Here is a 21,823-nt window from a genome sequence, read left to right on the forward strand (position 1 = left end):
CCGGTCAGCTTTCTTTGTAGACGCTCCAGGCCTGGGTGATCATCGGGACCTGAAGCGGAAGTCGAGCGATCGCACCGATACGCATCGGCAGCGGCTTGTCTTTCCATAGCCGGACCATGTTCACGTTGCCGGGGAAGACGCCGACGTACAGAGCGATGGCCGACAGCGCGCCGACCTTGCGCGTCTGGGGGGCCAGCAGCAGGGCCCCGACGCCGATCTCGGCAACGCCGGAGGCGTAGGTGTAGAAGCGCTGGGTGCCCGGTAGCTCCTCCGGAACGATGGTGTCGAACGGTTTGGGGGCGACGAAATGCAGCACTCCCATCCCGACCAGCCACGCACCCATCTTGGCGCCGCGCGACGACTTGGAGATGCGCTGTAATGCAGAGGAGGAAGAGGACATGATTACATTGTGCTGGTGTGGCTGCCTCACCCTCTGACCGGCCCTCGTGGCTAAGGGACGCCTGACGCGACGGCTGCGTCGCTTCGACCAGTCTCTGGCCGACATGCCGGACCACGCGCTCACCGACCGCGTCCAGATCCCGACGACGCTCGTCAGCCCGGCGCGGCGAATTACCGTCCGCGTGATCTATGCGCTGTCAGCGTTGTTCGCCGCGGTCATCATCGTCTACCTGGACCGGCACGGCTATCGCGACATCGACAGCTCGCCGAACCCGGACGATCCGCTGTCGTTCCTCGACTGCTTCTACTACGCGACGGTCTCGCTGTCGACCACCGGCTACGGCGACATCACACCGGTCACCCCGTCAGCCCGGCTCGTCAACGTCCTGGTCATCACGCCGCTTCGGGTGGCATTCCTCATCGTGCTGATCGGTACCACCGTCGAGACCCTGACGACGCAATCGCGGCAGGTCTACCAAATCCAGCGCTGGAGGAACAGATTGCGCAACCACATCATCATCGTCGGCTACGGCACCAAGGGCCGCACCGCGGCAGCGGCGATGGTCGGCGACGAGGTCGCCCCGGCCGACATCGTCGTCGTGGACGAGGACGCTGCGTCCCTGGAACGCGCGAAGAGTGCCGGACTGGTCACCGTGCGCGGCAGCGCCACCGACTCCGAAGTGCTCCGATTGGCCGGCGCCCAGCACGCCAAGTCGATCATCGTGGCGACCAACCGGGATGACACGGCTGTCCTGGTGACGCTCACCGCACGGGAACTGGCTCCGAGGGCCAAGATCATTGCTGCGGTGCGCGAGGCGGAGAACCAGCATCTGCTCCAGCAGTCGGGTGCGGACTCCACGGTGGTCACTTCCGAGACCGCCGGACGTCTGCTCGGCATCGCGGTCCAGACGCCGAGTGTGGTCGAGATGATGGAAGACCTGCTGACGCCGGATCGGGGGTTCGCCATCGCCGAGCGGGAGGTCACCCCGAAGGAGGCCGGCGGGTCGCCCCGTCACCAGAGCGACATCGTGCTGGGTGTGGTTCGCAGCAACAAGCTGTTCCGGGTCGACGAGCCGGAAGTCGATGCGCTTGAGCTGGGGGACAGGTTGTTGTACATCCGATCCGCGGACGAGGACCGATGAGCGCTTGCGCGAAGAGGAGACAGCACCGATGAGCGCTTGCGCGAAGAGGAGACAGCACCGATGAGCGCTTGCGCGAAGAGCAGAAGGTACCGATGACGGCGTTTCGGCTGCGCAACGTCCCGCTGCTGTCCCGGGTGGGCGCCGACCGTGCGGACACCCTGCGCACCGACATCGATGCCGCCGTCGCCGGCTGGCCGGACGCGCTGTTGCTCCGGGTGGACCGGCGAAACCAGGTGCTGATCTGCGACGGTCGCGCGGTGCTCAACCGGGCGAGCGCAGCCGGGGACGCGCCACCGGAGAATGCCGTTTTCCTCGGCAAGCTCGACGACGGCCGGCACGTCTGGGCATTGCGGTCCGAACTCGAACCGCCGGAGGATTCGTCGGCGCCGACGCAGGTTCTGGATCTGCGCCGCACGGGCGACGTCTTCGACGACGTCAGCGCGCAGCTGGTCGCCACGGCGACCGCACTGCTGAACTGGCACGACAACGCCCGGTTCAGCCCGGTGGACGGCGCTCCGACCACGCCGATCAAGAGCGGTTGGGCGCGGATCAATCCCGTCACGGGCCATGAGGAGTTCCCTCGGATCGACCCGGCGGTCATCTGTCTGGTCCACGACGGGCACGACCGCGCCGTGCTGGCCCGGCAGACGGTGTGGCCACCGCGGTTGTTCTCGATCCTGGCCGGCTTCGTCGAGGCGGGGGAGTCCTTCGAGACGTGTGTGGCCCGCGAGATCGCCGAGGAGATCGGCCTCACCGTCACCGACGTGGAGTACCTGGGGTCGCAGCCGTGGCCGTTCCCCCGGTCGCTGATGATCGGTTTTCATGCCCTGGGCGATCCGGAGCAGCCGTTCGCGTTCAACGACGGCGAGATCGCCGAGGCGGCCTGGTTCACCCGCGCGGAGATCCGCGAGGCGCTCGCCCAGGGCGATTGGGGATCGGACAACAGCTCCCGGCTGCTTCTGCCCGGGTCCATCTCGATCGCCCGCGAGATCATCGAGTCCTGGGCTGCGCTCGATTAGGTTGCGCGTCAACCTTTCTCGGCCAGCACACCGGCGGTGAGCACCCGGGGGCCGTCCTCGGTGACGGCGATCGTGTGCTCGGAGTGGGCGGTGTTGGACCCGTCGGCCGAGCGCAACGTCCAACCGTCGGGGTCGACGACCAGGCGGTTCGTCCCGCGTCCCCACCACGGTTCCAGCGCCAGGGTCATCCCTGGCTTTAACAGCAGCCCTCGTCCCGGCTTTCCGCGGTTCGGGACGTGCGGGTCCTCGTGCATCGTCCGGCCGATGCCGTGGCCCCCGAAGTCGGTGTTGACCGCGTAGCCGTCTGTGGCAGCGACGGCGCCGATGGCCGCCGAGATGTCGCCGAGGTGCCCGCCGGGGACCGCGGCGGCGATGCCGGCGGCCAGGGCGCGGCGGGTCGAGTCGACCAATGCCAAATCGGCGGGATCGCGGTTCTGGCCGACGACCACGGTGGCCGCGGAGTCGGCCGTCCAGCCGTCGATCTCGACCGCGAAGTCCATGGTGAGCACATCGCCGTCGCGCAACACATAGTCATGCGGAAGTCCGTGCAGCACACCGTCGTTGACCGACAGGCAGATCACATTGCGGAACGGTCCGCTACCGAAGGACGGCGCGTAGTCCCAGTAGCAGGAGGTTGCTCCGCGCTCGGCGACGAGATCGCGGGCGCGATGCTCCAGCTGCAGGAGGTTCACGCCCGGCTCGGCCTCCCGCGCCAGTGTGGTCAGGGTGTGCGCGACGAACTCGCCGGTGACGGCCATCTTGTCGATTTCCCTGGCGCTCTTCAGTTCGATCATCCGGCAACTCCGCGGTCTCGGTATTTAAATACCGTACCGACGCTACCACTGCCGGTACTTTAATACCGAAAGGGCTAAGCTGGTTGGATGGTGCGTGAACCCCTCAGCCCCGAGCAGCTCCAAGCCGGTCGTCGGCTGGGCGCGTTGATCAGAACCGCGCGCGCCGGCCGTCCCGCCGAGGCGATCGCCCGCGCCGCCGGAATCTCACCGGAAACACTGCGCAAGATCGAGGTCGGACGCATGCCCAGCCCCAGCTTCGGAACCGTCGTGGGGTTGTGCGACGCCCTGGGTCTTGCGCTTCAGGACGCAGTCGAGGTGTGGCGCGGGGACGGCGACGAGCAGATCGCCATCTGAACCGCCGGCTCAGCCGGCGAGCTTGGCCTTGACCTGCTTGATGCTCGGATTGGTCAGCGTCGAACCATCGGCGAACTTGACCGTCGGCACGACGTGGTTGCCTCCGTTGACGGATCCGACGAACTCCGCGGCCGTGGGGTCGGCTTCGATGTCGACCTCGGTCCAGGCGATGCCCTCCGACTTCAGTGCCATCTTGAGCCGGGAGCAGTAGCCGCACCACGTGGTCGTGTACATGGTCAAGGCGGCGTCATCAGTGCTCATAAGACCTTCAACGTAGTCGACGTCGCCAACATGCCCGTCCCGAGGACCGCGTTTGTCGGGCCGCGCTGACATGATGGTCGCCATGTCCCCCACGGCCTCCCGCGACCGGCTGCTGGGCGACCTCGACGAGGAACAGCGGGAGGCGGTACTGGCCCCGCGGGGTCCGGTGTGCGTGCTCGCCGGAGCGGGCACCGGGAAGACCCGCACGATCACCCGCCGCATCGCCCACCTGGTGACCGCAGGGCATGTCGCCCCCGGCCAGGTTCTCGCCGTGACGTTCACCCAGCGTGCGGCCGGGGAGATGCGGGGCCGGTTGCGGGCCCTCGACGAGGGTGCCGGTACGGGCGGGGTGCAGGCGCAGACGTTCCACGCCGCGGCCCGGCGTCAGCTGGCGTATTTCTGGCCCCGGGTCGTCGGCAACACCGACTGGCAGCTGATGGACAGCAAGTTCGCCGTCGTCGCGCAAGCGGCCAACCGGGCAGGGCTGCCGACGGGCACCGAGAACGTGCGTGACCTCGCCGGTGAGATCGAATGGGCCAAGGCGTCACTGATCACCCCGGAGACCTACGCCAAGGCCGTGGCCGACGCCGCGCGCGACATCCCGTTCGACGCCGCCAAGATCGCCGCGGTGTACTCCACCTACGAGGCGCTCAAGACCCGTCGGGAAGGCATGACGCTCCTCGATTTCGACGACCTGCTGCTGCACACCGCGGCGGCCATCGAGAGCGACCCGGCTGTCGCCCAGGAGTTCCGCGATCGCTACCGCTGCTTCGTCGTCGACGAATACCAGGACGTCACCCCGCTGCAGCAGCGGGTGCTCGACGCGTGGCTCGGTGGCCGCGACGACCTGACCGTCGTCGGCGACGCGAACCAGACCATCTACTCGTTCACCGGTGCCTCACCGCGCTACCTGCTCGACTTCTCCCGGCGCTTCCCTGATGCGGCGGTGGTGCGGCTCGAACGCGACTACCGGTCCACCCCGCAGGTCGTGTCGCTGGCCAACCGCGTGATCTCCGCCGCCCGCGGCCGCATGGCAGGTAGCAAGCTGCATCTGGTGGGCCAGCGTCCGCCCGGTCCGAACCCGGTGTTCAGGGAGTATCCCGACGAGGTCGCCGAAGCCACCGCTGTCGCGCGTAGCATCAAGACGCTCATTGAATCCGGCACCGCCGCATCGGAAGTCGCGGTGCTCTACCGCATCAATGCGCAGTCGGAGGTATACGAGGAGGCGCTGACCGAGGCCGGCATCCCGTTCCAGGTGCGCGGCGGCGAGGGGTTCTTCAGCCGCCAGGAGATCCGCCAGGCCCTGCTGGCGCTGCAGCGCACCGCCGAGCGCATGCAGGAAGACACGACCGGGGCCCTGCCGGAGATCTTCCGCGCCGCCCTGGAGCCGTTGGGGCTGACGGCCGAGCCGCCCCAGGGTTCCCAAGCCCGCGACCGGTGGGAGGCGCTGGTCGCCCTGGCCGAACTGGTCGACGACGAGGTGGCCCAGCGACCTCAGCTGGATCTGCGGGCACTGCTCGCCGAGCTCCGCCAGCGCGCCGACTCGCGGCACCCGCCCGTGGTGCAGGGCGTCACCCTGGCCTCGTTGCATGCGGCGAAAGGTCTGGAATGGGATGCGGTGTTCCTGGTCGGCCTGGCCGACGGCACGTTGCCGATCTCGCATGCGCTGACCCACGGCCCCGACAGCGAGCCGGTCGAAGAGGAGCGCCGACTGCTCTATGTCGGCGTCACCAGGGCCCGGGTGCACCTGACGCTGAGCTGGGCCCTGGCGCGCAATCCCGGGGGCCGGCAGGGCAGGCGGCCGTCGCGGTTCCTCAACGGCATCGCGCCGCAATCGCAGCGCGACGACGGTCCGAGCAAGCCGCGCAAGGCGCGGGGCCCGGCTCCCCGGTGCCGGGTGTGCAACGCCCCATTGAGCTCACCGCCGGCGATCATGCTCCGCCGCTGCGAGACCTGCCCCTCCGACATCGATGAGGACCTGCTCGGGGCACTGAAGGACTGGCGGCTGCGGATCTCCAAAGAGATGAGCGTGCCCGCCTACGTGGTGTTCACCGACAACACCCTCATCGCCATCGCCGAGACCCTTCCGACCGACGACGCCGCGCTGGTGGCGATCCCCGGCATCGGGGCGCGCAAGCTCGAGCAGTTCGGTCCCGACGTGCTGGCCCTGGTGAAGGGCCGCCAGAAATCGTAAAGATCGTGCCAAAAGCGCTGGTCAAAAATGTGTTGTGGGTTTTTCCTGCTACCGTCTAACCTCAGAACACACAGACGGATGCCATGTGAGAGGAGGGTGCGTAATCATGATCAGCAATAACCACGTCGTCGGCGTAAGCGCTGCTGTCAGCATGCCCTGGACCCTCCCTGTCGCCTCCCCGGCGACTGTCGAGCACCCCGTGCATCCCATCGCAGCCCGCGCCGCCGCTGCGCCGCGTAAGCGTCGCGCCGCCGCCGGCACGATCGTCGCGTCCGTGAGGGCCTACTCCCGGTACTAGCCAGGAACAAGCCCCCCGCCACCACAGGCCACGGACCCGCGATCACGGATCCGTGGCCTTCTTGTTTGTCCCGAACAGAAGACGACCTGGTCACAGATCCCGCGAAAAGAGTTCAGACAGAAGAAGTTCGACAGGAATCAACGACCAGGAAGCAGAGGACCGGACATGTCTTCGCCGACATGCGAGATGACGAAGCCGACAGTGCCGTGTCATGTCGAGGAAGCCGACCTGTGGTTCGCCGAGGACCCAAGCGATCTGGAACGCGCCAAGGCGTTCTGCGCGGACTGCCCGATCCGGCGGGAATGCCTGAACGCTGCGCTGGAGCGTCAGGAACCGTGGGGCGTCTGGGGCGGGGAGATCCTCGACCGGGGTACCGTCATCGCCCGCAAGCGGCCGCGCGGACGGCCCCGTAAGGATGCGAAAGACCCTGTCGCCGCGTGAGATTCACGCGGCGGCAGGGCCACCGTCACACCTCGTCCGGGTTGGCGAACCCCGGCACCGTCTCGTCGGCGATGCGTCGGGTGTCGACATGTGCGTCGAGTTGACAGGAGATCGCGACGATGGACGCGATCACGCGCATCGGGATCGCCAACTTGGGCGGGATGTCCATCTGCCGTGCGGTTTTGATCTGTCCGGCGGCCTTGTCGAGTTCGAGTGCCGTCATCCGCTGTAGCCACTTGCGGCTGTAGTGGAAGACGGGAACCTCCAGCGGCTCGACATATTGTTTGAGCATGTCGTCGATCTCGCGGGTCGAGACCTGCTGGCCCTTCTGGATGAAGCCGGCCCGCTCCATCGTCGGCAGCAGCTTGTCGTAGTTCTTGTCTACCGCGTAGCGCAGGATCTGGCCGAGCTCGACCGGCCAACCGCCCGGCATGGGGGCCACCGCACCGAAATCGATGATGCCCATCTTGTCTCCGGGCATCAGCATGAAGTTTCCGGGATGGGCGTCGCCGTGCACCATCTCCAACCGTGACGGCGCCTCGTTGCAGAATTCGAACAGCCGGGTCGCCATCAGATCGCGCTGCTCCTGCGTGCCTTCCCTGATGATGTGCGACAGCGGAATGCCTTCGATCCACTCCTGGATGACGACCTTCGGGGCGCTGGCGACCACGTGGGGGACGACGAAGTGCGGGTCGCCGTCGTAAGCCTTGGCGAACGCGCGCTGATTGTCGGCTTCCTGCCGGTAGTCGAGTTCCATCTCGGTGCGCTCGATCAGTTCGTCGACGACGCCCTGGACATCGGCACCGGGGGAGAGCTGCCTGAGCACGCCGACCATCCGCTGCATCGTCTTCAGGTCGGCGCGCAGCGCTTCGTCGGCCCCGGGGTACTGGATCTTGACGGCGACCTCGCGCCCGTCGGCCCATACCGCCTTGTGCACCTGGCCGATGCTGGCCGAGGCGACGGCCTTGTCGTCGAAGGATTGGAACCGTTCGCGCCATTTCGTGCCGAGCTGCTGATCGAGGACGCGATGCACCCGGGCCGCCGGCATCGGCGGCGCCTCCCGCTGCAGCTTGGTCAGCGCCTCGCGGTAGGGCTTGCCGTACTGCTCCGGGATGGCGGCTTCCATCACCGAGAGGGCCTGGCCGACTTTCATCGCGCCGCCCTTGAGCTCGCCGAGCACCGTGAAGAGCTGCTGTGCGGCCTTGTCCATCAATTCGGCGTTGACCTCGTCTTTCGACTTGCCGGTCAGTCTCTTGCCGAACCCGAGGGCCGCGCGCCCCGCCATGCCGACGGGCAGCGATGCCAGCTTGGCGTTGCGCGCTGCCCGACCCCGCTTGATCTCGCTCACCAGTCCATCATCCACGACCGAACTGAACTTCCACCAACCAGTTGGAAACACCAGTTGTCAACATGAGCAGTTGCGGTGCCGGGACCATCGCCTGGCCTCGATGGCGCCGTGGGCGACGTCGAATTCCAGGGTGGTGTCCATGGTCGACGGGGTCTCGGTCGACTCGCCCCGCACCGCGCGGATGACGTGATCGATCTGGTGCAGTGCCAGGGCCGCCGTGGCCAGGACGGTGGCCCGGTCAGCGGTGCCGATGGTGTGGCACAACTGCGCGGCGACCGCCGGCCACGCCGCGTCCCTGTCGCTGCGGTGCAGGTCAGCGCACCGCAGGCAGCTGGTCTTGCCGGGAATCACCAGGGGGCCGACCAGTCCTGTGCCGTCACGCACCCGCACCGGCATGTGCGGCATGCCGATCTCGTGCAGATCGCGCACCAGCCGGGGGTCGGCGACCAGGTAATCGGTGAGCACCACGAGGTCGGGCCGGGCGGTCGAGGCGTTCGTGCGGGTGCTTTGGCTGACCCGCACGTTCGAGCAGCGCAGTGACGCGGTGAGCAGATCCGACAGCGGGCCGCTGCCGTGCACCCGTACCGAGGCGGCGCGGATGTGGTCACGGGGAGCGCTGGTGATGACGCCCCTCTGCGCCAGATGTGAGACCAGCTCGTCGACCACGGCGGCGGCCACACCGTGCCCTGCCGCCAGGCGGTGCAACTGCGGGGCGGTCGCCGCGTCCTGCAGAGTGCGCAGCAGTTCGATGAGCACGGGGCCCGACAGTCCGGTCGGCGGGCGGACCACCACCGCGCGGCGCGGATCCCACCCGACCTGGACGGTGCCGTCAGGTCGGGACAGCACCGGGGTCGTGGGGCTGAGCGCGTATCGCGTCATGCGTCGACACTGACACGGCGCGCCGACACCCAGCGGAGTTATCCACAGGGTGCGGCAGGGCTACGGGGTGGGTTCCTCGGGACCGGTGTCGCCGCGGCGGAAATCGCGCTCAAGATCGGCGATCGCCTCTTCGATGCCGCTGGTGTCCCCGCCGATCATCCGGTCGATGAAGCCCGCCGGCTCGTCGAGATCCCCGGCGTCGGGCAGGAGATCAGGGTGCTGCCAGACACCGTCGCGGGCGTCGGCACCGACGGTCTCGGTCAGCCTGCGCCAGAGGTCGGCGGCCTCGCGCATCTTGCGGGGGCGCAGTTCGAGACCCACCAGTGTGGCGAAGGTCTGCTCGGCGGGCCCGCCGGTGGCCCGGCGCCGGCGCAGCATTTCGCTCAGCGCCGACGTTCCGGGAATCCGGTCGCCGAGGGCGTCCGAGACGACGGTCTGCACCCAGCCCTCGATCAGGGCCAGCAGGGTTTCCAGCCGCTCCAGCGCCGCGGTCTGCTCGGGGGTGGCCTTGGGCTCGAAGATGCCCTGGTTGAGAAGCTGTTCCATCTCCGACGGGTCGGTCAGCGAGGCGGGGTTGAAGCCGCGGGTGAACTCCTCGATACCGGACATGTCGATCTTGGTGCCCTTGGCGAACGCCTCGACAGCGCTGAGCAGCTGGCTCGACAGCCACGGCACGTGGCTGAACAGCCGGTGATGGGCGGCCTCGCGCGCGGCGAGGAACGTGACGATCTCGCTACGGGGCTGCTCGAGACCCTCGGCCAGCGCTTCGACCGCCTCGGGTATCAGCGCCGCGACACCCTTGGGTCCCAGCGGAAGCCCGATGTCGGTGGAGGTCAGTACTTCTTTGGACAGCTTGCCGAGGGCCTGGCCCAGCTGGGAACCGAACGCCATGCCGCCCATCTGCGACATCATCGCCAGCAGCGGCCCGGCCATCGCCTTGGCTTCCTCGGGCAGCGCCTGCGCCCACACCGATGAGATCTGCTCGGCGACGGGGTCGCACAGCCGCTTCCAGGTGTCCATCGTGTGGTCGATCCAGTCCGTCGGCGTCCACGCCACCGTCCGGGTGGTGCCCGCGGGCAGGGGGGTGACACCGTCGAGCCACGTCTCGGCGAGCCGCACGGCGTCGGAGATCGCATTCGTGGTCTGCTCGGGAACGGGCGCGACGAAACCGATCGAACTCGAGGCGAGTTGACGGGCGAGGTCGTAGTTCACCGGGCCCGCGGACTGCCCGCCGGCCATCGACGTGCCTGCGCCGCTGAACATTTCGCCCAGCTTGGAGAAAATCTGTCCGAGCTGCGACATGTCGAACTCGCCGCCCGGGAAGCCCGCGCCGAAGGGGTCGCCCCCTGATCCTGGTCCGGATCCGGAGTTGTCCTTACGTTTGTCACGGTCGGGGTCGTCCCCGGCGGAGAAGCCGAAGGGCAGGTCAGCCATGCCCCCAACGGTACTCATGACGGGCACGGCGTGCGGCTGTGCGGGTCACGCTGAGAGTGAACCCGGTGGTCTTCGCGGCTCGCCGCGGACACGGACCTCTACTGTGGGCGGCGTGAACAGGCGGATTTCGACCATGATCGTCGCGGTGGTGCCGATCCTGATCTTCGGGATACTGCTGTCTGCGGTCACGGTCCCGTACGTCGCACTCGGGCCCGGCCCCACCTTCGACACGCTCGGGGAAGTCGACGGCAGACAGGTCGTCGACATCGAGGGCGCCGACGTTCACAAGACTTCCGGCCACCTGAACATGACGACGGTGTCGCAGCGTGACGGGCTGACCCTGGGCCAGGCGATGATCTTCTGGGCGTCCGGTCGGGATCAGCTGATCCCGCGCGAGCTGGTCTACCCGCCGGACAAGTCGAGAGAGGAAATCGACGAGGCGAACACCGCCGACTTCCGCCAGTCCGAGGACAGCGCCGAGTACGCCGCGCTGCACTACCTGGAGTATCCGATGGCCGTCACCGTCGAGAGCATCGACGACGCCGGCCCGTCGAAAGGCAAGCTGCAGGCCGGCGATGCCATCGATGCGGTGAACAACACGCCCGTCGCCACGTTGGAACAGTTCCAGGCCCTGCTGAAACCCACCAAGCCCGGCGACACGGTCGTCATCGACTACCGCCGCAAGAACGAACCGGCGGGAACCACCGAGATCACGCTCGGCAAGCACCCGGAGCGCGAGCAGGGCTTCCTCGGGGTCAATGTCCTCGACGCGCCGTGGGCCCCGTTCACCATCGACTTCAACCTGGCCAACGTCGGCGGGCCGTCGGCCGGTTTGATGTTCAGTCTCGCGGTCGTCGACAAGCTCACCACCGGCGACATCAACGGCGGCAAGTTCGTGGCCGGCACCGGCACCATCACCGGCGACGGGAAGGTGGGCTCCATCGGCGGCATCACCCACAAGATCGTGGCCGCCCAGGAAGCGGGCGCCACCACGTTCCTGGTCCCCGCCGACAATTGCGCTGAAGCCAAGACCGCCGACGTCGACGGCGTCGATCTGCTGAAGGTCGACACTCTCGAGCACGCCATCGACGGCCTGCGCACCCTTTCCGCTGGTGGCGAACCTCCACGCTGCTAAGGCGGGGGTGTCGGGCGGATGCGTAAAGTGAGGGCTGAGTCGAAGCACCTGTAAATCTGCTGGGAATTTCCGAGAGTGGAGTAATTGAGTGGGTATGCGGCCCGCGGCACGAATGCCGAAGCTGACGCAACGAAGCCGGGTTCTGATCGCGATCGCCGCGGCCCTCGTGGTGCTGTTGCTGTTGGGACCACGCTTGGTCGACACCTATGTCGACTGGCTGTGGTTCGGCGAGCTCGGCTATCGGTCGGTGTTCACCACGCAGCTCGTGACGCGGGTGATCATCTTCTTCGTCGTGGCGATCCTGCTGGGCGCGGTGGTGTTCGCCGCGCTGGCGCTGGCCTACCGCACCCGCCCGGTGTTCGTTCCCACCGCCGGGCCCAACGATCCGATCGCGCGCTACCGCACCGCGGTGATGTCGCGGCTGCGGCTCGTGGGCATCGGGGTGCCGGCATTCATCGGTGTGCTCGCAGGCTTTGTGGCGCAGAGCTACTGGCAGCAGGTGCAGCTGTTCCTGCACGGCGGCAGCTTCGGTGTCGCTGATCCGCAGTTCGGCATCGATCTCGGCTTCTACGCCTTCGATCTGCCGTTCTACCGGCTGATCCTGTCCTACTTGTTCGTCGCCACCTTCCTGGCCTTCGTCGCGAACCTCTTGGGCCACTACCTTTTCGGCGGCATCCGGCTGGCCGGCCGCAACGGTGCACTCAGCCGAGCCGCGCGCATCCAGCTGATCACCCTGGTGGGCCTGCTGATGCTGCTCAAGGCCGTCGCGTACTGGCTGGACCGCTACGAGCTGCTCAGCCACACCCGGGGCGGCAAGCCGTTCACCGGTGCAGGCTTCACCGACATCAACGCGGTCTTGCCGGCCAAGCTGATCCTGCTGGCCATCGCGGTCATCTGTGCGGTGGCGGTGTTCTCCGCGATCGTGCTGCGCGACCTTCGCATTCCCGCGATCGGCGTCGTGCTGCTGCTGTTGTCGTCGCTGGTGGTCGGCGCCGGCTGGCCGCTGGTGGTGGAGCAGATCAGCGTCCGGCCGAATGCGGCGCAGAAGGAGAGCGAGTACATCAGCCGCAGCATCACCGCGACGAGACAGGCTTACGGACTGACCGAGGAGACGGTCACCTACCGCGACTATGCCGGCAACGCGACTGCGACGGCGCAGCAGGTGGCCGCCGACAGGGCGACCACCTCGAACATCCGGGTCCTCGACCCCAACATCGTCAGCCCGGCGTTCACGCAGTTCCAGCAGGGCAAGAACTTCTACAACTTCCCTGAGCGGCTCAACATGGACCGCTATCGCGACGCGCAGGGCAATCTGCGCGACTACGTGGTCGCCGCGCGTGAGCTGAATCCGGACCGCCTGATCGACAACCAGCGCGACTGGATCAACCGTCACACCGTGTTCACCCACGGCAACGGCTTCATCGCCTCGCCGGCGAACACCGTGCGCGGAATTGCCAACGACCCCAACCAGAACGGCGGCTACCCGGAGTTCCTGGCCAGTGTCGTGGGCGCCAACGGCGAGGTGGTCTCGCCCGGGCCTGCCCCGCTGTCTCAGCCTCGTATCTATTTCGGTCCGGTGATCGCCAGTGCGGCCGACGATTACGCGATCGTCGGCGAGAGCGGTACCCCGCGTGAATACGACTACGAAACCAACACCGACACGCGCAACTACACCTACACCGGAAGTGGCGGCGTCCCGATCGGCAACTGGCTGACCCGCAGCGTGTTCGCCGCGAAGTATGCCGAGCGAAATTTCCTGTTCTCCAACGTCATCAACGACACCAGCAAGATCCTGTTCAACCGGGATCCGGCCGACCGCGTCGAGGCGGTCGCCCCGTGGCTGACCACCGACACGTCGGTCTATCCCGCGATCGTCAACGAGCGGATCGTGTGGATCGTCGACGGCTACACGACGCTGGACAACTACCCGTACTCGGAGTTGTCGACGTTGTCGTCGGTGACCACCGACTCCAACGAGGTGGCGCAGAATCGCCTGCAGCTCGACAAGCAGGTGTCCTATATCCGCAACTCCGTCAAGGCCACCGTCGATGCCTACGACGGCACCGTGACGCTGTACGCCCAGGACGAGCAGGACCCGGTGCTGCAGGCGTGGATGAAGGTGTTCCCCGAGACGGTGAAGCCCAAGAGCGACATCACCCCGGAGCTGCAGGAACACCTGCGCTATCCGGAGGACCTGTTCAAGGTGCAGCGTGCGCTGCTCGCCAAGTACCACGTCGACGACCCGGTGACGTTCTTCTCGACCTCGGACTTCTGGGACGTCCCGCTCGATCCGAACCCGACGGCCAGCAGCTACCAGCCGCCGTACTACATCGTGGCCAAAGACCTTGCTGAGAACAACAATTCGACGTCGTTCCAGCTGACCAGCGCGATGAACAGGTTCCGACGGGACTTCCTGGCGGCCTACATCAGCGCCAGCTCGGATCCCGAGACATACGGTCGGCTCACCGTTCTGACGGTCCCGGGACAGGTCAACGGACCGAAGCTGGCGTTCAACGCGATCAGTACCGACACTGCGATCTCGACTGAGCTGGGTCAGATTGGTCGCGACGGCCAGAACCGGATCCGGTGGGGCAACCTGCTGACGCTGCCGATGGGCGCCGGCGGATTGCTGTACGTCGCACCGATCTATGCGTCACCGGGCAATACCGATGCGGCGTCCACCTATCCCCGCCTCATCCGCGTGGCAATGATGTACAACGACCAGATCGGGTACGGGCCCACGGTGCGTGAGGCGCTGACCGACCTGTTCGGTCCGGGTGCCGACGCGACGGCGACGGGGCCCGCGGCCACCAACGAGCCGCCGGCGGGTCAGCAGCCGCAGCAGCGTCCGCCCACCGGTAGTCAGCAGCCGGCCGCAGTGCCGCCGACGCGACCCGGCCAGACCCCGCCTGCGCAACAGCCCGAGGTTCCGGTGGCGGTGCCACCGACCGGACCGACGCAGTTGTCGGCGGCCAAAGCGGCTGCGCTGCAGAACGTCAACGCGGCACTGGATGCCCTGCGGGGCGCTCAGGAGAGCGGTGACTTCGCGCAATACGGCGAAGCGTTGCAACGCCTGGACGACGCGATGAACGACTACCAGGCCGCCAACTAGTCACCCACTGCGGTGCGCTATCGGTTGCTCGGACCGCTGCAGGTGGTCCACGGGGAAACGCCGGTCGACGTCGGCCCGCGCAAGCAACGGACGGTGCTGGCTGCGCTGCTGCTGGCCCAGGGTCGGGTGGTGTCGACGGATCGACTCGTCGACGCCGTCTGGGGCGACGACGTCCCGGCCAGCGCCACGGCGAGCCTGCAGGTGTACATCTCCAACCTGCGGCGGGCGTTGCGCGGGGAGTCCCAGATGGCCTCGCCGATCGTGCGGCAACCTCCCGGCTATTACCTCGACGCGCAACCCGACGACGTCGACGTCACGGTGTTCACCGCGGCGTGCGTACGGGCTGCCGCGGCGATCGACGCCGAGCGCTGGGCCGAGGCGCTCACCGAGGCGGACTCGGCGCTGTCGCTGGTGCGGGGCAGCCTGCTCGAGGACATGGCCGATGCCGAATGGGTACGGGAGGAGTCGGCGCGCATCGCCGAGATGCGTGTGGAATGCCTGGCCGGCAAGGCGATCTCGCTGCTGGCTCTCGGCAAGGTGTCCGCGGCGCTGACCGAGGTGTCGCGGCTGCGGGAACTCGATCCGCTGGCCGACCGCGGCTGTCGGCTGCAGATGCTGGCGCTGTACCGGGCTGGCCGGGCGGCCGAGGCCCTGGAGGCCTACACGCGGCACGCCCGCGTGCTGGATGTCGAGCTCGGGCTCGAACCCGGGCGTGAACTGCGCGAGCTGCAGACCGCGGTGCTGCGTCAGGCGCCCGAACTCGCGGGCTGGCCGCGGACCCCGGAGTGGACGGGCGCGGCGGCGGTACCGCAGGCCCCGGAGCCGACTCCGGTGGCGGCGGCCCCGACGGAGACGGCGCCGCATCGGGCGCCCCTCATCGGCAGGGGTCGCGAGTTGGTAAGGGCCCGCGAGGTCCTGGCTCGGGTGAGAGCGGGCGCGGCGCGGTGGCTCGTCCTGTCCGGGCCGCCGGGTATCGGCAAGACGCGCTTCGCCGAAGAGATCGCCGGCCTCGTCTCCGGCGACGGCGGCGACGTGGTGTGGGTGAACTGCCCGGATGAACGGGGCACGCCGCCGTGGTGGCCGATGCGTCATCTGGTGCGGGCGCTGGGCGCCGACGCCGACGCAATCCTCGAAGTGCCGCCGCATGCCGACCCGGACACAGCCAGATTCCTTGTCTACGAACGGGTTCAGGGTCTACTCGAAGCGGCGCCGCGGATTCTCGCGGTGGTCGTCGACGATGTGCAGTGGTCGGACACCGCGTCGGCGAGCTGTCTGTCCTACATCGCGGGGTCGCTGAGGGACCATCCCGTGCTGGTGATCGTCACGGTGCGCGACGGCGAGCACGCACCGGAGGTCGCCCGCCTGTTGAGCACCATCGCCCGCGGGGAGGACAACCGGCACATCGAGGTGCCCGCACTGTCGTCGGCCGATGTCGAGACGCTCGTCAATGAGGTGGCCGAGGAGACGGTCACCGCGGCCGAAGCCGCTGAGCTAGCCGACCGTACCGGCGGGAACCCGTTCTTCGTCTCCGAGTACGCACGGCTGCCCCGGGAGGAACGGGCGTGCAACGAGATCCCGCACGCGGTGCGGTCGGTGCTCGACCGGCGACTGGCCGCCCTGGATCCCGCGGTGGTGCAGGTGTTGCGCGCCGCGGCCGTGATCGGCGACGCGATCGACGCCGGAGCGGTTCCGGTGCTCGCGCAGGCGACGAGGCTGGATCTCGACACGCTGGCGGACTATCTCGACGAGGCCGCCGACGAACGGATCATCGTGGCGGGCCACGCCGGTGACGGCTACGAGTTCGCCCACGGTCTCCTGCGCGAGCAGTTGCTGGCGGGCATGCCGGCGCTGCGCCGACAGCGGGTCCATGCCAAGGTCGCCGAGGTGCTGGCCGACAGCACGGCCCAGGACGCGTTGACGCGCCGCGCCCAGCACCTGGTGGCCGCCCAGCCGCTGGCCGAACCCGCCGTCGTCGTGCAGGCGTGCAGGCTCGCTGCCGAACATGCTGCGGCGCAATGGAGTTCCGATATCGCCGCCCGCTGGTGGCAGGCAGCGCTGGACGCCTACGACCGGCAACCGGCGTCGGCCCGCGACGACGACGAGCGCGACGCGCTGACCGTGGAGCTGCTGGAGGCGCATTCGCGGGCGGGGCGCGGCCAGCTGGTGCTCGACAGCGTCCAGCGCTACCTCGGCGATGCGCTGCGCGCAGGCCGGATCGCGTCGGCCGGCCGGGTGGCGAGCGCCCTTCTGCGGGCCAGCGGCGGTTGGCCTTGGCTGGCGCCCGGGCACGACCCCGGCGAGCTGCTGGACCTGCTGGCCCGGGCAGCCGCCCTGTCGGAGGCGGACCCGGCGTCGGCGGCACGGGTGCTGCCTGCCCTTGCGGTAGGGCACTGTTACAACCCGGATTCGACCGTCGCGCCGGCATTGCTGGACAGGGCCGAGGCCCTCGCGGAATCGACCGGTGACCCCGACGTCATCGCCGATGTCCTGGTCGGCAGGCTCATCACCTTCTCGGGGGTCTCCACGCTCAGCGAACAGACACTCGACTGGGTGGCACGGCTGAACTCTTTGCAGCACAGTCGTTCTCGTGAGGACGCGGTGATCGCGCATTCCGTGGCGACGATGGCGGCGATGAATATCGGCGACGTCGCGGGTGTCCGCGCGCACGTGCAGGCCGGGATCGCCGGCAGCGAGGAACTCCAATTGCCCGTGTTGCGTGCGCAATTGCGGTGGATGGAAGCGGTGCTGGCGGTGTGGGTCGGCGACTTCGCCGAGGCGCAGCGTCATCACGCCACCGCTGCGCATGTGCACGAACAGACCGAGCTCTACGAGGCGGGCAGCGGGTTGCTGGCGACCGCGACCCTGCTGCGAGAGAGGGGCGGGCCCGTCGACTCCAGCTGGAACAACCTGCGTGCCAGCCAGGAGACCGGCGGCATGGGGATGGTGGGTGTCGTCCGCACCGCGGTGCTGACGCTGTTGACCGGCCCGCAGGCGCGGGAGGAGGCGCTCGCGACCCTGCGCGCCTGGGCCGGAGTCCCCGACCGCGGTCACATCTGGACCACCCTGGGTCATCATGCGCTGCTGGCCCACCTGGCCGCCGATCACGAACTCCCGGAGTTCGCCGAACCTCTGCTGGCCGAGCTCGACCCGTTCCGGGACAGGATCGCGGTGATCGGTCAGGTGGGCATCGCGGGTCCGGTGGCGCTGGCGACCGCGCGGCTGCACGCGCTGCGGGGCGATCGGGAGCGTGCGCACGCCGACATCGCGCTGGCCCGCCAGATCGCCGAGCGAACGTCTGGCCTGCCGGCGCTGCTGCGCTGCCGGCTGCTGGAGCTGCAGCTGGCGGAGCCCTCGCCGGAGCGTTCCGCCGCGGCCCACGCCCTCGCCGCGGACGCCGAGGCTGTGGGAACGGCGAGTGTGCAGCACGCGGCCCGCACCCTTCCCTGACCGCCAGTCCGTGCGTCGGCATCGCAAGCCCGTCCGTGTCTGCGAGTCCGCGCGCGTGTCGGCACCGCGAGCGCGCGTGTCTGCACGGCGGCACGCCGAACTGTCCGTACATTTCCGCGCGCTCGCGGCGATCGAGCGCGCCGTCACCGCCGCAGTGCGCCCCGGTGGCCGCCGTGACTGACGACTTGGATAATTCTTAAATCCCCGGCCCAAGGGTCCGCCAAGCCTGCTCGGCGATTCTGCATGTCGACAGAAGCTGCGGTGAAAGGACTGCAATGACGATTCCGACGGACCTGACGCGCGGCGACGCGCTGCGCTCGCTCCGCGACCAGGTGACGACCCATGTAGCGCTGCCGGGGGAGCCCGGCTACGAACGCTGTGTGCCCTGGAATGTGGCGGCGTCGGTGGCGCCGGCCGCGGTGGTCCTGGCCACGTCTCCGGAGGATGTGGCCGGCACGATCCGGTTCGCCGCGGCGCACGGCTTCACCGTGACCGTGCAGGCGACAGGGCACGGAGCCGTCGGTGTGGGGGCTGACACCCTCCTCGTACAGACCTCGGCGATGAAGCATGTCGTCCTCGACGGTCTGAACCGCACCGCATGGGTCGGCGCCGGTGCGCGGTGGCAGGACGTGATCGACGTGGCCGCCCCGCACGGTCTTGCGCCACTGTGTGGTTCGGCACCGAATGTCGGCGTCGTCGGTTTCCTCACCGGGGGAGGTATCGGTCCGCTGGTGCGGACGGTCGGGGTGTCGTCGGATCATGTTCGTGCCTTCGACGTGGTGACCGGTGAGGGTCGGCTGCTGCGCGCGACGCCGAATGAGAACGCCGATCTGTTCTGGGGTCTGCGAGGCGGCAAGGCGACCTTGGGCATCGTCACCGCGGTCGAGATCGACCTGCTCCCGATCGCCGAATTCTACGGCGGAGCAATCTATTTCGACGGTTCAGACGCCGCCGAGGTGCTCCACGCGTGGCGGGCGTGGAGTCTGAGCCTCCCCGAGACGGTCAACACCTCGATCGCCATCCAGCAGCTGCCCCCGCTGCCTGGGGTGCCGGAGCCCTTGGCCGGTCGCATGACGGTGGCGCTGCGCTACACGGCCGTCGGCGATTTCGACGAGGCCGAGCGCATCCTGGCCCCTATGCGGGCCGTTGCGACGCCGGTGCTGGATACGGTCGGTGTGTTGCCCTACGCAGCGATTGGTGCGGTCCACGCCGACCCGGTGGACCCCATGCCGGTGTACGAGGATCAGGCGCTCGTGCGCGAGCTTCCGGCGGAGTCAGTGGATGCGCTGCTGGCGGCTGCCGGGCCGAATTCCGGCTCGCCACAGGTCATTGTCGAGCTGCGCCTGCTCGGCGGAGCGCTGGCGCGTGAGCCCCGACACCGCAGCGCATTCTGCCAGCGAGACGCCGCGTATGCCTTGACGGTGATCGGCGTGCTGATGCCCGAGATCGCCGACGCGGTCGTGCAGCATGCGTCGGTGGTGACGCAGTCTGTGAGCCCATGGTCGACGGGTGGGCAGATGCCGAACTTCGCGCCGTCCTACGACCCGGTCCGACCGTCTCGGGTCTACTCCGAGGACACCCTGCACTGGCTGGCGGCTCTGGCCGACCGGTACGACTCGGCGCGAGTGCTGGCGACGGGCCAGGTGATCCGCACACAGAGCTAGCCCCCTTCTCCCGCGACCGTGCGTGTCTGCGGCCGCCACGCCGCCGAAGAACCTGAGTTCGCGCACGCTCGGCACCGACAATGCGGTCATGAACAGGCGATTTGGAGCCTGAGCGGCCGCCCCGGTAACCTAGCGTTCACCCGTCGCGGGGTGGAGCAGCTCGGTAGCTCGCTGGGCTCATAACCCAGAGGTCGCAGGTTCGAATCCTGTCCCCGCTACTAAAGGAAACGGCCCTCGGAGGAAACTCCGGGGGCCGTTTTCAATGGTGCGCGCACACGCGACGTGCACGAGGTCTCGATGCGGGCTCCGCCGGGCGTCCCCTCTGCGGGCAGCGGCAGGAAAGCTCTCGCGGGCCCTTGAATTCTCGGACCACGCGCTCTAGGTGCGTGCCTCTGGCTTGGACGGAATGACTTTCAGTGCCACCAGTGCTGCGACGGCAAGAAGAGCTGCGGCGACCAACGAAACGGCTTGGACCCCGAAAGTGAAGGCGTGTTGGGCTTCTGCGAGTAGGTCGGGGGCGTTCGTCAGCTGGCCTGTCGCGGTAGCCAACGAGTCGTGCAGGGCTTCACGGTCAGTCGCGCTGACGTTGTCGGGGATGTGCAGGCGGGCCCGGTAGAGGACGGTGTGCAGGGTGCCCAGGACGGCGATGCCGAGAGCAACACCGAATTCGTACGCGGTCTCGGAGATCGACGCGGCGGCGCCGGCCCGTTCGGCAGGCGCGGCGCTGACGACGGCATCGGTCGACAGAGTCATGGCGGCACCGACTCCGAGCCCGATGACCCCCAGGGACAGGCCGATTCCCCAGTAGGTCGACCACCCCTCCGTGATGGCAAGCGTGACCAATCCGAGGGCAGAGACTGCGAGGCCGGCGGCGATGGCGCGGCCTCGTCCGAGCCGGGTGAGCAGGTAGCCGACGATGCCGACGACCGCGACGGTCGCGACGGACGCAGGCAGTTCTGCGAGGCCGGCCTGGAATGGGGTCATGCCCATCACGAGTTGGAGGTGCTGGGAGAAGAAGAACATGACGCCGATGAAGGCGAAGATGGCGATGGTGTCCGCGGCGACGGCGCCGCTGAACGCCGGCAACCGAAACAGGCTGACGTCGATCAGGGGTTGCGACAGGGTGCGTTGACGGAGCAGGAATGCCCACCCGGCGCCGACGCCGAGCGCGACAGTGATCGGTACGCTCCAGTCCAGCCCAGTGCCGACAACGTGTTTCACCGCAAACACGATCGACACGATCGCAGTAGCAGACAGGGCAGCGGAGATCAGGTCCAGGCTTCCGCGGGCGGGGTTCTTGGACTCCGGGATGAGGACGATGCCGGCGATCACGACCAGGACCATCAGCGGAACGTTGATGAGAAACACTGAGCCCCACCAGTAATGCTCCAGCAGGAAGCCGCCGACGAGTGGTCCGAGCGCGGCACCGCCGGTGGCGCCGGCGGTCCAGGCAGCGATCGCGGTGGTGCGCTGCACCGGGTCGGTGAACAGGTTGCGCGCAATCGAGAGTGTCGAGGGCATGATCGTCGCACCGGCCACTCCGAGCAGCACGCGCGCGGCGATCAGCATCTCAGGCGTGGTGGAGAACGCGGCGAGCGCCGAAGCGAGGCCGAACCCGATGCTGCCGATGAGCAGTAGCCGTTTGCGGCCGATGCGGTCGGCGAGGTTGCCCATGGTGACCAGGAGCCCGGCCAAGGCGAAGGAGTAGACGTCGCCGATCCACAGCATCTGGGTGGCTGATGGGGCGATGTCGGCGGTCAGTGCTGGGACGGCGAGGTAGAGCACGGTGCCGTCGATGGCCAGCAGGACGGTGGCGAGCATCAGGACGGCGAGGGCGGACCATTCGCGCAACCCAGCTTTGACCGGTGCGACGTCGATGCGCGGTCGGGTAGTCATGAGGTG

Annotated in this window: 17 protein-coding genes and 1 tRNA gene; 11 read left to right on the plus strand and 7 right to left on the minus strand. The window is 68.2% G+C overall.

Annotation, left to right across the window (positions count from 1 at the left end; genetic code table 11):
- Nucleotides 1-4: 4 nt before the first annotated feature.
- Nucleotides 5-400, minus strand: a complete 396-nt coding sequence (locus FHR72_RS14195; protein WP_183469005.1) for a DoxX family protein — start codon at nucleotides 398-400, stop codon at nucleotides 5-7.
- A 46-nt stretch (nucleotides 401-446) separates the two neighbouring features.
- Between FHR72_RS14195 and FHR72_RS14200 the strand changes: the two genes are divergently transcribed.
- Together FHR72_RS14200 and nudC are read left to right on the plus strand one after the other, a co-directional pair.
- Entirely contained in the window at nucleotides 447-1,541 is a 1,095-nt protein-coding gene (locus tag FHR72_RS14200; protein ID WP_183469007.1) for a potassium channel family protein, read from the plus strand.
- Between the two features lie 92 nt (nucleotides 1,542-1,633).
- A complete protein-coding gene (nudC, locus tag FHR72_RS14205; protein ID WP_183469009.1) occupies nucleotides 1,634-2,560 on the plus strand; it encodes an NAD(+) diphosphatase in 927 nt (308 codons plus the stop codon).
- Between the two features lie 8 nt (nucleotides 2,561-2,568).
- Here nudC and map read toward each other — a convergent pair whose 3' ends face one another.
- Nucleotides 2,569-3,354 carry a type I methionyl aminopeptidase gene (map, locus tag FHR72_RS14210; protein WP_183469011.1) on the minus strand — a complete coding sequence of 262 codons (786 nt, stop codon included), beginning with the start codon at nucleotides 3,352-3,354 and terminating at the stop codon, nucleotides 2,569-2,571.
- A gap of 87 nt (nucleotides 3,355-3,441) precedes the next feature.
- Here map and FHR72_RS14215 point away from each other — a divergent pair, with 87 nt between their 5' ends.
- Entirely contained in the window at nucleotides 3,442-3,708 is a 267-nt protein-coding gene (locus FHR72_RS14215) for a helix-turn-helix domain-containing protein (protein ID WP_183469013.1), read from the plus strand.
- A gap of 9 nt (nucleotides 3,709-3,717) precedes the next feature.
- On the opposite strand, the gene mrx1 is transcribed toward FHR72_RS14215, so the two are convergent.
- The gene (mrx1, locus tag FHR72_RS14220) at nucleotides 3,718-3,969 is read right to left on the minus strand and encodes a mycoredoxin Mrx1 (protein ID WP_183469015.1); all 252 of its coding nucleotides are present in this window, start codon (nucleotides 3,967-3,969) and stop codon (nucleotides 3,718-3,720) included.
- A 70-nt stretch (nucleotides 3,970-4,039) separates the two neighbouring features.
- Here mrx1 and FHR72_RS14225 point away from each other — a divergent pair, with 70 nt between their 5' ends.
- The 3 genes from FHR72_RS14225 (at nucleotide 4,040) to FHR72_RS14235 (ending at nucleotide 6,902) form a co-directional block, all read left to right on the plus strand.
- Nucleotides 4,040-6,163 (plus strand): ATP-dependent DNA helicase UvrD2, encoded by a 2,124-nt coding sequence (locus FHR72_RS14225; RefSeq protein WP_183469150.1) that lies wholly within the window; start codon nucleotides 4,040-4,042, stop codon nucleotides 6,161-6,163.
- 106 nt (nucleotides 6,164-6,269) lie between these two features.
- Nucleotides 6,270-6,461 carry a hypothetical protein gene (locus FHR72_RS14230; protein WP_183469017.1) on the plus strand — a complete coding sequence of 64 codons (192 nt, stop codon included), beginning with the start codon at nucleotides 6,270-6,272 and terminating at the stop codon, nucleotides 6,459-6,461.
- Between the two features lie 165 nt (nucleotides 6,462-6,626).
- Complete coding sequence (locus tag FHR72_RS14235) at nucleotides 6,627-6,902, plus strand: WhiB family transcriptional regulator (RefSeq protein ID WP_183469019.1); 276 nt, start codon at nucleotides 6,627-6,629, stop codon at nucleotides 6,900-6,902.
- 25 nt (nucleotides 6,903-6,927) lie between these two features.
- Here the strand turns inward: FHR72_RS14235 and FHR72_RS14240 are convergent, their stop codons facing one another.
- Genes FHR72_RS14240 through FHR72_RS14250 form a run of 3 tightly spaced genes read right to left on the minus strand, consistent with a single transcriptional unit; the run spans nucleotide 6,928 to nucleotide 10,563 of the window.
- Nucleotides 6,928-8,265 (minus strand): macrolide-binding ATPase MABP-1, encoded by a 1,338-nt coding sequence (locus FHR72_RS14240; protein WP_183469021.1) that lies wholly within the window; start codon nucleotides 8,263-8,265, stop codon nucleotides 6,928-6,930.
- A 42-nt stretch (nucleotides 8,266-8,307) separates the two neighbouring features.
- On the minus strand, nucleotides 8,308-9,129 hold the full coding sequence (locus FHR72_RS14245; protein WP_183469023.1) for a bacteriocin biosynthesis cyclodehydratase domain-containing protein: 822 nt from the start codon (nucleotides 9,127-9,129) through the stop codon (nucleotides 8,308-8,310).
- Nucleotides 9,130-9,189: 60 nt separating this feature from the next.
- Complete coding sequence (locus tag FHR72_RS14250; RefSeq protein WP_183469025.1) at nucleotides 9,190-10,563, minus strand: zinc-dependent metalloprotease; 1,374 nt, start codon at nucleotides 10,561-10,563, stop codon at nucleotides 9,190-9,192.
- Between the two features lie 112 nt (nucleotides 10,564-10,675).
- Between FHR72_RS14250 and FHR72_RS14255 the strand changes: the two genes are divergently transcribed.
- The 5 genes from FHR72_RS14255 (at nucleotide 10,676) to FHR72_RS14275 (ending at nucleotide 20,139) form a co-directional block, all read left to right on the plus strand.
- The gene (locus tag FHR72_RS14255; protein WP_183469027.1) at nucleotides 10,676-11,698 is read left to right on the plus strand and encodes a YlbL family protein; all 1,023 of its coding nucleotides are present in this window, start codon (nucleotides 10,676-10,678) and stop codon (nucleotides 11,696-11,698) included.
- Between the two features lie 88 nt (nucleotides 11,699-11,786).
- Nucleotides 11,787-14,810 carry a UPF0182 family protein gene (locus FHR72_RS14260; protein ID WP_183469029.1) on the plus strand — a complete coding sequence of 1,008 codons (3,024 nt, stop codon included), beginning with the start codon at nucleotides 11,787-11,789 and terminating at the stop codon, nucleotides 14,808-14,810.
- Between the two features lie 12 nt (nucleotides 14,811-14,822).
- Complete coding sequence (locus FHR72_RS14265; protein WP_183469031.1) at nucleotides 14,823-18,257, plus strand: ATP-binding protein; 3,435 nt, start codon at nucleotides 14,823-14,825, stop codon at nucleotides 18,255-18,257.
- A gap of 275 nt (nucleotides 18,258-18,532) precedes the next feature.
- A complete protein-coding gene (locus FHR72_RS14270; RefSeq protein WP_183469033.1) occupies nucleotides 18,533-19,921 on the plus strand; it encodes an FAD-binding oxidoreductase in 1,389 nt (462 codons plus the stop codon).
- Between the two features lie 144 nt (nucleotides 19,922-20,065).
- Nucleotides 20,066-20,139, plus strand: a tRNA-Met gene (locus FHR72_RS14275).
- Nucleotides 20,140-20,299: 160 nt separating this feature from the next.
- On the opposite strand, the gene FHR72_RS14280 is transcribed toward FHR72_RS14275, so the two are convergent.
- Nucleotides 20,300-21,817, minus strand: coding sequence for an MFS transporter (locus tag FHR72_RS14280; protein WP_183469035.1), 1,518 nt, complete (start codon nucleotides 21,815-21,817; stop codon nucleotides 20,300-20,302).
- Nucleotides 21,818-21,823 lie beyond the last annotated feature (6 nt).

The organism is Mycolicibacterium iranicum (assembly GCF_014190915.1).
In the GTDB taxonomy this organism is placed as follows: Bacteria; Actinomycetota; Actinomycetes; order Mycobacteriales; family Mycobacteriaceae; genus Mycobacterium; species Mycobacterium iranicum_B.